General features: G+C 65.3%; 12 protein-coding genes. 9 read left to right on the forward strand and 3 right to left on the reverse strand.

Annotated elements, in window-relative coordinates:
- The 7 genes from A8G08_RS07415 to A8G08_RS07445 all read left to right on the forward strand — a co-directional run.
- On the forward strand, positions 1 to 750 hold a 750-nt coding region (locus tag A8G08_RS07415; RefSeq protein ID WP_068272181.1), incomplete at its 5' end, for an MlaD family protein.
- 4 nt (positions 751 to 754) lie between these two features.
- Entirely contained in the window at positions 755 to 1,768 is a 1,014-nt protein-coding gene (locus tag A8G08_RS07420) for an MlaD family protein (protein ID WP_068272184.1), read from the forward strand.
- On the forward strand, positions 1,768 to 2,814 hold the full coding sequence (locus A8G08_RS07425; RefSeq protein ID WP_068272186.1) for an MCE family protein: 1,047 nt from the start codon (positions 1,768 to 1,770) through the stop codon (positions 2,812 to 2,814). Before A8G08_RS07420 ends, A8G08_RS07425 begins: the two co-directional genes overlap by 1 nt.
- A 26-nt stretch (positions 2,815 to 2,840) precedes the next feature.
- Positions 2,841 to 3,863 (forward strand): MlaD family protein, encoded by a 1,023-nt coding sequence (locus A8G08_RS07430; protein WP_157108454.1) that lies wholly within the window; start codon positions 2,841 to 2,843, stop codon positions 3,861 to 3,863.
- A complete protein-coding gene (locus tag A8G08_RS07435) occupies positions 3,860 to 4,810 on the forward strand; it encodes an MlaD family protein (RefSeq protein ID WP_068272192.1) in 951 nt (316 codons plus the stop codon). The genes A8G08_RS07430 and A8G08_RS07435 overlap by 4 nt, the downstream gene beginning before the upstream one ends.
- Before the next feature lie 58 nt (positions 4,811 to 4,868).
- Positions 4,869 to 5,528 (forward strand): hypothetical protein, encoded by a 660-nt coding sequence (locus tag A8G08_RS07440; protein WP_068272193.1) that lies wholly within the window; start codon positions 4,869 to 4,871, stop codon positions 5,526 to 5,528.
- 30 nt (positions 5,529 to 5,558) lie between these two features.
- Positions 5,559 to 6,518 (forward strand): oxygenase MpaB family protein, encoded by a 960-nt coding sequence (locus A8G08_RS07445; protein ID WP_068272195.1) that lies wholly within the window; start codon positions 5,559 to 5,561, stop codon positions 6,516 to 6,518.
- Between the two features lie 3 nt (positions 6,519 to 6,521).
- Here the strand turns inward: A8G08_RS07445 and A8G08_RS07450 are convergent, their stop codons facing one another.
- Positions 6,522 to 7,157: a TetR/AcrR family transcriptional regulator gene (locus A8G08_RS07450; protein WP_084436016.1), complete on the reverse strand. Its 636-nt coding sequence runs from the start codon at positions 7,155 to 7,157 to the stop codon at positions 6,522 to 6,524.
- 161 nt (positions 7,158 to 7,318) lie between these two features.
- Here A8G08_RS07450 and A8G08_RS07455 point away from each other — a divergent pair, with 161 nt between their 5' ends.
- Both A8G08_RS07455 and A8G08_RS07460 read left to right on the forward strand, forming a co-directional pair.
- Positions 7,319 to 8,287 (forward strand): oxygenase MpaB family protein, encoded by a 969-nt coding sequence (locus A8G08_RS07455; protein WP_068272196.1) that lies wholly within the window; start codon positions 7,319 to 7,321, stop codon positions 8,285 to 8,287.
- Between the two features lie 10 nt (positions 8,288 to 8,297).
- On the forward strand, positions 8,298 to 9,146 hold the full coding sequence (locus A8G08_RS07460; RefSeq protein ID WP_084436017.1) for an oxygenase MpaB family protein: 849 nt from the start codon (positions 8,298 to 8,300) through the stop codon (positions 9,144 to 9,146).
- Between the two features lie 68 nt (positions 9,147 to 9,214).
- Here the strand turns inward: A8G08_RS07460 and A8G08_RS07465 are convergent, their stop codons facing one another.
- Positions 9,215 to 9,943 carry an ABC transporter ATP-binding protein gene (locus A8G08_RS07465; RefSeq protein ID WP_068272202.1) on the reverse strand — a complete coding sequence of 243 codons (729 nt, stop codon included), beginning with the start codon at positions 9,941 to 9,943 and terminating at the stop codon, positions 9,215 to 9,217.
- Positions 9,940 to 12,744 (reverse strand): branched-chain amino acid ABC transporter permease/ATP-binding protein, encoded by a 2,805-nt coding sequence (locus A8G08_RS07470; protein WP_068272204.1) that lies wholly within the window; start codon positions 12,742 to 12,744, stop codon positions 9,940 to 9,942. Before A8G08_RS07470 ends, A8G08_RS07465 begins: the two co-directional genes overlap by 4 nt.
- Positions 12,745 to 12,770 lie beyond the last annotated feature (26 nt).

The following is a 12,770-nucleotide window of genomic DNA, read 5'->3' on the forward strand; positions in this document are numbered from 1 at the left end:
CACCAAGCCGATGTGATCGCGATCAAGTTTGCGAGCCTCACTGGGCAGCGCTACCTCTCCCTGGAGGAGAGCACCGAGCCGAGCCCGGAAATCGCACCGGACGTGGTGGTCACGAACACCGTCGACTCCTTCGACATCACCACTGTGTTCAACGGTCTGCGTCCGCTGCTCTCCGAGGCGGACCCAGCGGTCTACAACCAGCTTTCGCGAAATCTCGTCGCGCTGATCGAAGGCAGCGAGAGCGATATCAACCCCGTCCTCCGCGATATCGCCACACTCAGCCGGTTCGCGAGTGATCGGAGCAAGGTGCTGTCGATCATCTTGGACAACCTGACGTCGGTGTCGCAACAGTTGCGCGGCCGATCGGAGAATCTGGAGTACATCCTGGCCGTCTTCCATTCCACCGCAATGCCGATCGCCAACCGCATGACCGAATTCCTCAGCCTCACGGCCACGGGCTCGATCGAGATGAGCGAGATCGTGCGGACCACCGAAGCGCTTTCCAGGCTGTTTCTCGGCGCGGAGAATGCCCAGGACGATCTGACCCGCCGCATCGATGAGGCGATCCCGGATACCCGCGATCAGGTCCGCTCGCTCTCGATGCTGCCGGGACTCCTCGCCGGATTGAATCGCCTGATCCCGAGTACGGAGCCTGCCAAGGCCTGCCAGCACGGTGCCGTGGTGATTCCAGTCGAGGCGCAGGTGCTGCTCAACGGTCGGGCACTGACTGTGTGCAATGGGGGTGGCTAGCCCAATGCGGTTACAGCGCAAGCATTTCGAACTAGGCCCGGAGGTGCCCGCTCCGAGCACCCAGCGGTGGTGGGCGCTCGCCAGCGTCGTGGTGCTCGGGCTGGTTTTCGCCGTACTCGGCGCGCTCTATCTTCGCCCGCCCGGGTACTCCACGTACCACGCCCAGCTCGTCGAGTCCGGTGGCCTGAAACCAGGTGACGGCGTTCGTATTTCGGGCATTGTCGTCGGCAAAGTGACCGCGCTCGAACTCACCGATGACGCCGTCGACGTCACGTTCATGGTGCAGTCACGGCACCCGCTAGGTGACCAGACCACGATGGACGTCCGGATGTTGACTCCGGTCGGTGGGCTGTATGTGGCGTTGCAACCTGCCGGAAGCGTTCCGCTGGAGGAACCGATCCCCGCGGATCGGGTCACCCTGCCGTTCGTGGTCAACGATCTGGTGCCGAAGGCGAAGGAGCTCACCGACCAGATCGACGTGCCAGCCCTGCGCGCCAGCATCTCCGGCGCCGCCGGTGCGCTGTCGAACGCACCCGATGCGCTGCGCAACTCCGTGGCCGATCTCGAGTCGGTGGTCGGCGTGTTCGCCGAGCAGAAGAACCAGGTCGAGGGTCTGCTCGCGCTGTCGAACGAGTACCTGCAGACCGTGCGGGACAACGAGGACTTGGCCAAGGAATGGCTTCAGGCGTATGCCGTGGTGGGCCCGCAACTGGTCAATTCCCAACAACAGGTTGAGACCTTCGCCGACAAGGTCACCGCGGTCGTCGGATTGCTGTTCGACTTCCTCGCCGGCCCCTACGCCGACAAGGTCGAGCCGCTGCTGCCACCGCTCGAACAGGCGAAGGAGGCGAGTAATGACCTACTCGAGCGGACAAACACGTTGATGGATTCGATGGCCGAATCGGTCACCCGCCTCGCCGCTCTCGCCGGACCCGACGGCCAGGCCCTGGTGGACCAGAGTCGGCTTACCGCGCCCCGAATCGACGTCTGCATGCCGACCCCGGGACTCACATGTTGATGCCACGGGTAGTCCGGAGCAGGCCGCGCATCGTCGCTGTAGGCGCGCTCGCCATCATCGCCCTTATCGTTCCTGCGGCGACCAGCCTGGCGGCGGTGGACGAACCGACCGGTGAACGCCGCGACAGTCTGTGCGCCGACTTCCGCAATACCTTCGGGCTCTATCCCGATGCGACCGTGACGATCCGGGGAATCTCGGTCGGCTCGGTGACCGGTATCGAGCCGGATGGGGACAAGGTCCGCGTCACGATGGACATCGACAAGCGCGCAATTCCGGCCAGTATCGGGGCAGTCGTCGTCAACTCGTCGATTCTCACCGACCGCAGGGTCGAACTGCTCGATGCGGCCTACCGCGGTGGCCCGGAACTGCCAGAGGGACAGTGCATTTCGACCGAGCACACCGCGGTACCGGTGAGCGTGTCGGATGCGCTCGAGTCGTTCTCGAATATCGTTGGCCAGCTTGTCGAGCCCGCTGCAGACGGCACCCTGCCGCTGCAGACGGTGCTCGCCGCTGCCGATCGTGAGTTCGACGGCCTCGGCCCAACCATCAATCGCGAACTTCGTCAGCTGGCCGGACTGATGGCCTCCCCAGACGACTTCATGTCCCAGCTGGGCCAGCTTCTGGATAACTCCGCGGCGCTGAGTCAGTTCGTCACCGATCAATGGGGCGACATCAAAACCACCCTGGTCACGTTCGCCCCCGGCCTCGACCTGCTGCAAAAGATGCTGGTGGTGGTCAAGGTGCTGGTCGAGAAGCTCGCCACCGCGGTCGGCCCGATGGACCGCTTGTTCAACCAGCACTTCCCGTACCTGCTGGAGATGCTCGAGTCATCCGTGCCGGTGACCAAGTTGATCCGCACCCGGCTCGAGGACTCCAGCGATCTGTTGGGGAAGGTGCCCGGGATCGTGCTGATGCTGCGCAACATGATCGAGTCCACCCCCGGAGCGATCACGCTCAACTATCGCCCGCCGCTGCTCACGCAAGACGCAGCCGTCGCCGGGATACCGCTTCCGCAGCAGCTGCTTTCGACGATCGGAGGACGGTGATGAATTCGCGCCTAGCACGAACCGTGATGAGGCTCCGGCGAACGCGAATCGCAGTGCTGGGTGTGGCGGCCGCGGTGACGGTCGCGGGCTGTGGGTTCAATCCCAGCGACTACGCCATGCCTGGCAGCGGGGTCTCCGGGCCGACGTATCGGTTGAATGTCGAGTTCGAGTCGCTACTGAGCCTTCCTGCGGGTGCCGCCGTCCGTAGCGGCGGCACGAAGGTCGGGTCGCTGAGCTCCATCGAACTCGCTCCCCAGGCCGCCATCGCCCACATCGATGTCGGCGACGACGTGCAATTGCCGGTCGGCACCCATGCAGAACTGCGACAGACCACGGTGCTGGGCGACATCTATCTGGCGCTCTTGCCGCCGACGGAGACGTCCGGGGTGCCGCTGCTCGGTGACGGTGACACGATCCCGCTATCGGACACCGACACCGGCCCGCAGATCGAGCAGATCCTGCAGCGAGTTGCGGAATTCGTGAACGGCGGCAGCGTCACCCGGCTGCAGGATGCTGTGGCCCAACTCAACGAAGCGCTCCCGAGCGAGGACAGCGAGCTGCGCACACTCGCTTCCGATGCCACGACCAACCTCCAGGAAACCAGCACGCACATTCCCGATCTCGAACGAATCGTCTCCAGCACCGAGGCGCTGTCGGTGCGGCTCAACGACATGCGCGACCAGATCGGGTTCCTCTTCTCGCCGGTGGCACGCAGCCGGCTCGGGCGCGTTCCGTACTTCATGGATGCCGTGCTCAACGTGGTGATCGACGTCAACACGCTCACCACCGGGCTGGACTGGCTCATTCCTCGGCTGCCGCATATCAACGAGGCGCTGGAGAAGTCGGCGGTGGTGTTGCGCGAGCCGTCGCCGAGCCAGCACGAGATCAGGGGCAACGCCGGCGAGCTGATCAAGATGACCCAGAACGACCTCATCCCGTTCCTGCTCGAACCGGGTATCGATGTCCGGCAGATCAGCATCGCTGGGAACAAAGGCAATTCCACCAGCGATGCGATGGTGCTGCTGCGCATGATCGGAGTGCTGCGATGACCCGCATCCCCGCCTGGTTGTCCGGCCTGACACTGGCCATCGTGCTCATTCTGGGCGGCACTTATCTCACTATGAATGTGCTGCAGATGGATCCGCGCTCCGAGCGCAATCACATCGAAGTCGACCTGCCCGAGTCCGGCGGTCTGCGCGCCGGCTCGGACGTCGTCTACCGCGGCGCGAACATCGGTACCGTCGAGCGAGTCGAGGGCATTCCCGGCGGGGTGCGGGCGCGCATCTCTTACGACTCGAAGTACCAGATTCCCGAGTCGAGCGAGATGAAAGTGGAGAACCTGTCCGCGCTCGGCGAGCCGGTCTTCGCCTTCCTGCCGGCTTCCACCACCGGGCCGTGGTTCGGTGACGGCGCACACGTGAACCGACCGGTCATCGTCCCGGCATCGGTGCCGACACTGCTGGCCGGACAAGCACAGCTGTTGGAGCAAGCGGACCCCGTGGTCGTCGCGCGGATGGTGGATACCTTCCAGACCTCGCTGGCCGACCTCGATACAGCCATTCCGACGATCGGCCGCGGCGCGGAGATGCTGCTGGCGACGCTGATGCGGCACGAGCCCTCGCTGGATGCTGCGCTACGCAACCTCATGCGCGCTATGGCCGACAGCGACTGGATCGAGCCCGTACTCACCGCCGCGCCCCCGCAACTCGACGCATTCGGCGTGACCCTCGGCGCTTCCTTCAAGTACCTGTTCGTGGGCTCGCAGGCGCTGAAGGGAAAGGAAGTGCTGGGCTCCTGGCACGAGGAGGAGGAGCAGTTGGTCTCCTACCTGCAGCGCTCGTCGCCCGACATCGGCGCGATCGGGGTCGCGTTGCGGCCGGTGACAACCTCGGTGGGGCCACTGTTCGGCCTGATCGATTTCGGCGATCTGCTGGAGACGGCCCTACAGACCCTGCCGGGAGATTCGGTTCGGGTGGCGGTGCGAATGCCGAACTGAAGCACGTTGCTGGACAACGTAAACGAGATGTTTCACCGGTTCGACGACAGGACACGCGATGACGGATACCGGCACTCCCGACCAGACCGAGGTCGAGCAGCCCGCAGCAGAATCTTCGACACCTGCCGAACAAGGTCTGCGTCAACGGCTTTCGTCTCGCCCGGTCGTGGCGACGATCGCGGCGGTGAGCACGCTCGCGGCGGTGGTGTTCGCCGCGCTGTGGATTACCGATGATTCGTCGGACGAGCTTGCCGCGCTCCAGGAATCCCAAGCGGTGCAGGAAGCAGCGGAGAATGCCGCGTCGCAGTACGCGCTGGGCGTTTCCCAGGTCAACGCCGCCGACCTGGACACTTGGCGCCGGGCGCTGCAGGCAAATGTCAGCGATCAGCTGAAGCCGAAACTGGATGCGGCTGTCGATGTGGTCGGTCCGTGGCTGAGCGAGATGGACTACACCTCGACCGCGAATCTCCTTGCGGCCGATGTCCAAAAGCAGGATGGCGACACCTTTGTCGTGCAGGTCTTCGTGGACATGAACTCGAAGAGCCGGCAGAGCCCGAGCGGGGTGACCGCGACGGCGAGCTACACCGTGACCCTCGACCGGGCGAGCAACTGGACGATCACCGATGTTGGTGGCGTCGGTGCGGAACTGCCGGTCGATGCCGCACCACCGGCCGATACGGCACCACCCGCACCGGCACCGGCGCCGGCCGGCGGGTAGCAACACGAGAACTGATGATCAGGAGGAACCATGACAAGCACGACCGAACGGCCCTCGGCCGCACCCGCCGAAAGCACACCGGCGCCGGCACCGGAAGAGCCGATTGAGCTCATTGCCCCGGATTCCCTGACCGCCGAAATGGTCGGGCACTGGACCTATCTCATGCTCGAGGGCGCGGCATTCGCCATGCAGGGAATGCACCCGACCATCAAGGCCGTCACCGACGAATACTCGATCGCGAAGACCGACCCGATGGGCCGCGCGATCCGCTCGGTCGACTCGGTGCTGCGCTGGACCTACGGCGGCGAAGAGGCGATCGCCGAGGGCAAGCGGCTGCGGTCACTGCATCAGCCGCTGCAGGTGCGCGATCCCAAGGGAAAGCTGCTCAGCGCCCTCAACCCCGAGGCCTACCAGTGGGTCATCGCGACGGCCTTTGTCACCACCGCCAAGGCCGGACCGCTGTTGATCGGGCGTGAGTTCACGGGCCCTGAACTCGACGAACTGCTCGCGGACAACATCAAGATCGCGAAGATCGTGCGGGTGCCGATGAAGGGTTACCCGCAGACCCGCGCCGAGTTCGACGTGTACTACGAGCACATGGTCGCCGACGTGCTCACCGCCGACGACGAAACGAAGGAGCAGTTCCGTCAGCTCAGGACGGGCGAACTCGAGCAACTGCAATCGAAGCCGCTCGTCGTCCGCAAGGCACTGCAGTTCGCGATGGGCCCGATGCTGCGGTTCAACTACCTGTCCATCGTCGGCCTGCTGGACCCGCGGTTGCGAGACATGATCGGCGCCCCCTGGACCGAGGAAGACCAGAAGCAGCTCGAGAAGACTTACGCCTGGATCCGGCTGGCCTACAAGGTGCTGCCCGACCGGCTGACGTACTTCCCGCTCGCGTACCACGCACGCAAGCACCACCAGTGCATCGCGAAGATGAAGGAACGCGAACTGAAGTCGGCGGCATACAAGGTGCGCCCGAAGCAGTAGCGGTCAGCGCTGGCTGCGGTGGGGGGTAAGCAGGGGCGAAAGGTACTCGTAGGCGAAGTCACGCGCGGCCGTCGGTTCGCGCAGCGGCAGGATGCCGTGCGGGTTGGAGATGAACGACATCACCAGCCGCACGAAAATCTCCGCGACAACATCCGCGTCGAAATCCCCCAACTCGCCGCGGTCCTGCCAGTACCGAATGAAGTGCCCCATGAGGGTCCGGCCCTGCGCGAGGAACGCGTCGTCGCCGAGAAATTGCGCCATCTCGCCGGCGGCAGAGGACTCGCGCAGGTTCCGGACCAGCAACCGCGGCGCGGACGCCTCGGCGACGAACGCGGCGAACGTCTCGGCGAGCGCGCCGATCGGCCCACTGGATTTCGCCATCGCATCGTTCAGGACCATGCCGACCCGGACCGACTCGGCCATGAGCGCGTACCGCACGATCGCAGCTTTCGTCCCGAACCGTCGATAGACGGTGGCCACGCCCACGCCGGCAACATCGGCGATCTTGACCATCGTGGTCTCTTCGAAACCCACTTCGGCGAAACAGGTCCGGGCTGATTCGACGATCTGCCGGGATCTGGAGTCGAGCTGGCTCAGTTCAGCCCACGAGGAGGAAATCAGCTCGGGGTACTTCGTCAATCCAAGGCTCGATCCGGTTGCGGGATGGGCATGCCGTCAGATTCCCAACGCTACACGCCAGTAAACCTAAGAACGCGAGATCTTCTCCGCTCCAGTGGTTCTCTCGAGACCGTCGGATTGATAGTATGAGCCCGTTGAAACTATCACCCGTGGAGCGAAAAATGGCGCTGCCAGCAGAGACGCAGGCTCCGGACTACTCCGATGTCCGCCCTTGGGTCATCACCGAATTCCGTAAGCACACCGCGAGCGCCTTCGGTGGCCTATTCGGCGGTGCCGCATTCGATCAGGTCGCGATGCCGGCTGTGGCCGCGGCTGTCGATCGCACCGGACGATTTGCCGAAAACTTCGCCGACCGCGGGGTCCGTAGCGGCTTCTCGGCGCTGCTCGCGCTGTGGGGCGACGCCGAGGATCGTGCCGCCGAGGGCGAGTGGCTGAAGATGCGGCACCGAGAGGTGCGTGGCAAGGGTCAGGGCGACTTCGACGGCGTCCGATACAGCGCGCTCGATCCGGAGAACTGGGTGTGGATCGGCGTCAGCGGCGTCTTCGTCGCAATGAATTCCTTCACGCCGTGCACCGGCATCGTGCTCCGGCCGGCGGAGAAGGAAGCCGCCTACCAGGTGATGAAAGAAGCGTTCGCCGGCATCGAGTTGCCGGGGCGCTCAGGCAAGTTGCCCGCCACGTTCGTGGAGGCCTCCGCCTACTACGACCGGGTCGTCGAAACGAAACTCGAAGCCAATCCGTTCCTCGTCGAGCAGTTCGCCGGACTGACGAAGCTGCCACTGCCGACGCTACTGCTCCCGGACGGCGCGCGAGTCCTGTTGACGCCGTTCTGGTTTGCGGTGCGCCCGGCCGTCGGACACGTCATTCAGGTGTGTTCGTCGAAGACCATGCACCCCGGCGTGCAGAAGCTCACCGGATTCCGGCTCAAGCCGGGACACGAGGTGGAGTTCCGGATCTACACGCGAGCCATGCAGGTGGCGTGGCGCGTCCTGCCCGACAAGGTGCTGCTCGCTCCGCTGGCCTACAACCGGCTGCAGTACGAGAAGCTGGCCAGATTCCACCGCAAGTACGCCTTGGACTCGTTCGCACCGCCGGAGTCGCGGCGCGGCAGCGGCGGATGCCCGGTCTAGGGCACGCGGAATGACACCTACTCGAACCGAAACCGGTTCCGAACCCCAGTTGCGTCCGTGGGGCCCCGATTCGCTGAGCTGGTCCGCAGGTATCGACTGGCGCGCCGTGCTGACCAGCCGCGTCGCGATCCTCATGCAGGTCGCACACCCGGTGGTCGGCGCGGGCGTGATGGACCACTCCGAGTTCCTCGAGGATCGCTGGGCGCGCATCACGGCCACCGCGGCATCGGCGCGCCGGTTCAGCGGGCTCGAGGGCCCCGACGCGGCAATCGACGAGGGTCAACGGCTGCGCGAAATGCACGCCAACATCAAGGGCGTCGACGCGCATGGCCGCAAGTACCACGCGCTCAATGCCGACGCCTATCTGTGGGTGGCAGCGACGGGGTATTGGAGCAGCGCCACGATTCGGCGGGTGCACAACGCCGAACTCGATGATGCCCAAGAGGACATGCTCTACGCGGAATGGACCGACCAGGCTCGCGTGCTACGGATTCCGGATCGCGTCATCCCGGCGACCCGGTCGGACTTCTGGGAATACGTGGAGCACACGGTTTCCAATGTGCTGGAACGTAATTCATGCACGGACCTGCTCATCGAGCTCGACCGGCACCCGTTGCCGCGGCACCCGAAGTTCCCGCTTCCGACACCCTTCTGGAACGCCATGGCGATTCCGCTCGCCGCGCTGCTGCGGCTTGCCACCTCGGGCTATCTGCCCGAAGAACTGCGCGACCGGCTCGGGATCAAGTGGGACAGCGGGCGCGACCGGCAGTTCTCGACGCTGGTATCCATCACGAACGGAATGGACAAGGTCCTGCCCGACCGGGCCCGCCACCCGCTGCTCGCGCGGACCACTCGGTAAGACGCCCCGGGGGGCTAGGGCCGGGTAGCAGCGCACACGCGGTCGCTATCCGGCCCTCTTTTTCCTGGTCAGCTTGCCTGAGCCGAGGCGTCCGCACCGAGGTAGGCACGTTCGACCCGCGCGGGATCGGCGCGCAAGGCAGCGGCCGAATCCTCGAGCACCACTTCACCGTGCACGAGTACCGCCGCGCGGTCGGCCATGCCGAGCGCGAGATGGACGTGCTGTTCGACGATGACGACTGCCATCTGCTGCTGTTCGGCGAGCGTGCGTAGCACCGGCAGGATCTCGGAGACGATGACCGGGGCAAGGCCCATGCTCAGCTCGTCGATGAGCAGCACCTTGGGTCGCTGAACGATGGCCCGCCCGATCGCGAGCATCTGCTGCTCGCCGCCGGAAAGCCGGCCGGCGGCCACCTTCCCACGCTTGGCCAACGCGGGGAAGTACGCGTAAACCTCTGCCACCGCTTCGGATTTCGATCGTCCCCGGACCGCCAGCTTGAGGTTCTGCTCGACGGTCAACTTGCGGAACAGTGACCGGTCATCCGGAACGAGCACCAGGCCGGACCGGACCGCGTCGCGCGGACGCCCGCTCCCAATCGCGTGACCACCTACCCGCACCTGTCCGTCGAACTGCGGTAGCAATCCCGAAAGTGCCAGCAGCAGAGTGGTTTTTCCCGACCCATTCGGGCCGAGGATGCAGAGCACCTCACCCGGCGCGACTGTAAGGTTCACATGCCGAACGCAGGGGCGCTGACTGATGTAGCCGGTGCTCAGATCGGCGCATTCCAACCCGGTCACGAGATCGCCTCCTGCCCCTTGAGCGCGGGAACCGCCTGATGCTCGAGGTCCGTCGCCTCGGCCGGCAGGCCGAGGTACGCATGGATGACCGTGTCGTTCGTCCGGATTGTCTTGGGCGTTCCGGTCGCGATCACCCGGCCGAGGTCGAGCACGATCACACGGTCACAGATATTGAGCACGAGCTCCATGTCGTGGTCGACGAGCAGGATCGCCGTGCCACCGTTCCGGGCCGCGCGCAGCTTCTCACCCAGCCACTGACTCTCGGTGGAGTCAAGGCCGGCCGCGGGCTCGTCGAGCAGCGCCACCTTCGGCTTCGACGCGAGCACCCGCGCCACGGACACGAGCTGACGCTGGCCCTGGGAGAGCGACGCGACCGTCCGATCCGCAACGTCGGCGATATCGAGCAGCCGCAGCACCTCGTCCACGCGAGCATGCGCCTCGCGTGCCCCCGCGCCGTTGGAAGCGCCGACGGAGACGTTCTCGCTGACGGACAGATCGTCGTAGAGCTCAACATCCTGGAAGCTGCGACCGAGGCCGAGCCTGGCCCGCCCATGAGGCGCCTTGCGCTCCAACGAGATTCCACCCAGTTCGACGGTGCCGTCGGCGTGCGCGAAGCCGGTCAGCGCGTCGATCACTGTTGTCTTGCCGGCACCATTGGGGCCGATGAGCCCCACGATCTCGCCGGGATAAACCTCGAACGACACGTCCGCTGCGGCCTGCACCGCGCCATAGGCGACACCGACATCCCGCACTACGAGCAGTGGCTCGGCGGGCGCAGTGGCCTCCTGGGCAGGTGCTGCCGATGCAGTCGGTGCCCCTGGCGCCTCCGGCTCGAGCACTGCTCGCGCCGGACCGTCCGCGGGGCGTGTACGACCCGCGAACGACGGAATGGGAATGCGCGGTATCCGGCTCACGATGCCGTCCGGATTCAGCATCACGGTCAGGATCAGCAGCACGCCACTGATCAGCGTGTAGTAGTCACCGACGTTCAGCCAGCGGTCCGCGAGCAGGTAGACCACGCCGCCTGGCGCGATCAACCCGGCCAGAATGCCGCCCGATACCGACGTGATTCCGGCCGTGAAGAGCAGGGCGAAAATAGCGATGCCGTTGAAGACGGAGTACGAGTCGGCGGCGGCAACGGTCTGCTGGTATCCGAGCAGAGCCCCGGCGATTCCTGCGAGGAACGCGCCGATGGCGAAGGCCGCCAGCTTCGTTCGCGATACGTCGATGCCCGCCGCGGCGGCGGATCTCTCGTTTGCCCGGACCGCAAGCATCGCGGCGCCGAGCGAGCTGCGACGCAGCCTCGCGACCGAGATCGCAACGAGGACAAGCAGAATCAGGCACATGATGCCGAACGCGATGCGGGGGTAGCCCTCACCGAACCCGATACCGATGTCGCTGCCCAGGAAGCGCGGATTGTCGATGGTCGAGCCTTCGATTCCGCCGTTGAGCGTGGGGTTTCGGAACCAGAACGCCTCGAGGAATACCGCGAGTGCCAGCGTGACGACAGTGAGCGGAAGTCCGCGGATCCGGAGCGCGGGCAGACCGACGATCACGCCAACGACCATCGCGAACACGGCGGCGAGGAGGGGAGCCCACGGGAATGGAATGCCGAGTCGGTTGTTCAGCACGCTCACTGCGAACGCCGCGACACCTGCCAGGGTGAGCTGCGCGAGGGATACCTGCCCGGCGAAGCCGGTAACGACCACCTGGGACAGCGAGACGATGGCGAAGATAATGCTGACGATGATCGCGACCCGATAGCTGCCGGAGGTGGTGAACAGCGCGATCACTGCCACGAATACGCCGACAACGGTGGGGAACAGTATGTGTTCGGGCCGGGGCGCGCGGCCCAACGTCTGACGCACGACACCGCCGCGGTCCGGCAGCGGGCGTCCCTTCACGACCAGGAACACCAAAATCAGGATCAGCGGAATCGCTTCGCGGACTCCGTATTGCGGCATCCAGTCGTAGGTCGCTTGCAGCTTGACCGCTTCGGACTGCAGACCGCCGATGACAAGTCCGGCGATCACCGTCAGCGAGATGGACGAGAAGTTGCCGACCAGCGTCGCCGCCAGCGCGGGCACGATGAACATCGTGTAGGCGATAGGGTTCAGCGGCACCATCGGGGCAATCAGGATGCCGCCAAGCCCGGCCACCACCGAGGACAACGCCCAGTTGCTCACCGCGATTCGGTCCGGCGACAAGCCGGTGACGTATGCGCCCTTCTCCGACTCGGCTGCGGCTTCGGTAGCAATACCGAACGGCGTGAACCGGTAGACCAACGCCGCGCCGGCCGCGATCAGCACGATCAGCCCGGCCAGCCAGAGTCGGTCGGCCGGTACCACGCCCTCACCGATATGGAGCGCCTTCGCCTCGAAGATCGACTCCACCGCAATCGATTCGGTGCCCACGCGCTGAGCGATCAGCGCTTGGATCACCACCATGAGTCCGATCGAGGCGACGGCCTTGGCCACCGTGGTGGCGTTGCGCATCGGACGAAATATCAAGGCATAGAGCACAACTCCGAGAACAGCCGCGATAACGAGGGACAGCGCCATGGCCGGGATGACACCGAGCGGCCCACCGAGATCGGCCGTCCGGGGCAGCCCGGGGATGGGGATCATCAACCGGCCGTCCCGGAGCAGCGCATAGGTGTAGGCCGTATAGAGCGCGATGGCGCCGGTGGCGAAGTTCACCACGCCCGAGCTCTTGAAGGTCATCACCAGCGCGAGCCCGACTGCCGCATAGACGGCGCCGTTGCCGAGCCCCAGGACGAAATAGGTTGAAATATCTGACATGTCGCGGTCCCTCGTTATCGGCGGTG

The organism is Aldersonia kunmingensis (assembly GCF_001646865.1).
Classification (GTDB): Bacteria; Actinomycetota; Actinomycetes; order Mycobacteriales; family Mycobacteriaceae; genus Aldersonia; species Aldersonia kunmingensis.

Excerpts from the sequence above, each read along its gene's own strand:
- A8G08_RS07455 (WP_068272196.1), top strand. The coding sequence starts at position 7,319 with ATGGCGCTGCCAGCAGAGACGCAGGCTCCGGACTACTCCGATGTCCGC.
- A8G08_RS07460 (WP_084436017.1), top strand. The coding sequence starts at position 8,298 with ATGACACCTACTCGAACCGAAACCGGTTCCGAACCCCAGTTGCGTCCG.
- A8G08_RS07430 (WP_157108454.1), top strand. The coding sequence starts at position 2,841 with ATGAGGCTCCGGCGAACGCGAATCGCAGTGCTGGGTGTGGCGGCCGCG.
- A8G08_RS07440 (WP_068272193.1), top strand. The coding sequence starts at position 4,869 with ATGACGGATACCGGCACTCCCGACCAGACCGAGGTCGAGCAGCCCGCA.
- A8G08_RS07425 (WP_068272186.1), top strand. The coding sequence starts at position 1,768 with ATGCCACGGGTAGTCCGGAGCAGGCCGCGCATCGTCGCTGTAGGCGCG.
- A8G08_RS07435 (WP_068272192.1), top strand. The coding sequence starts at position 3,860 with ATGACCCGCATCCCCGCCTGGTTGTCCGGCCTGACACTGGCCATCGTG.
- A8G08_RS07470 (WP_068272204.1), bottom strand. The coding sequence starts at position 12,744 with ATGTCAGATATTTCAACCTATTTCGTCCTGGGGCTCGGCAACGGCGCC.
- A8G08_RS07420 (WP_068272184.1), top strand. The coding sequence starts at position 755 with ATGCGGTTACAGCGCAAGCATTTCGAACTAGGCCCGGAGGTGCCCGCT.
- A8G08_RS07445 (WP_068272195.1), top strand. The coding sequence starts at position 5,559 with ATGACAAGCACGACCGAACGGCCCTCGGCCGCACCCGCCGAAAGCACA.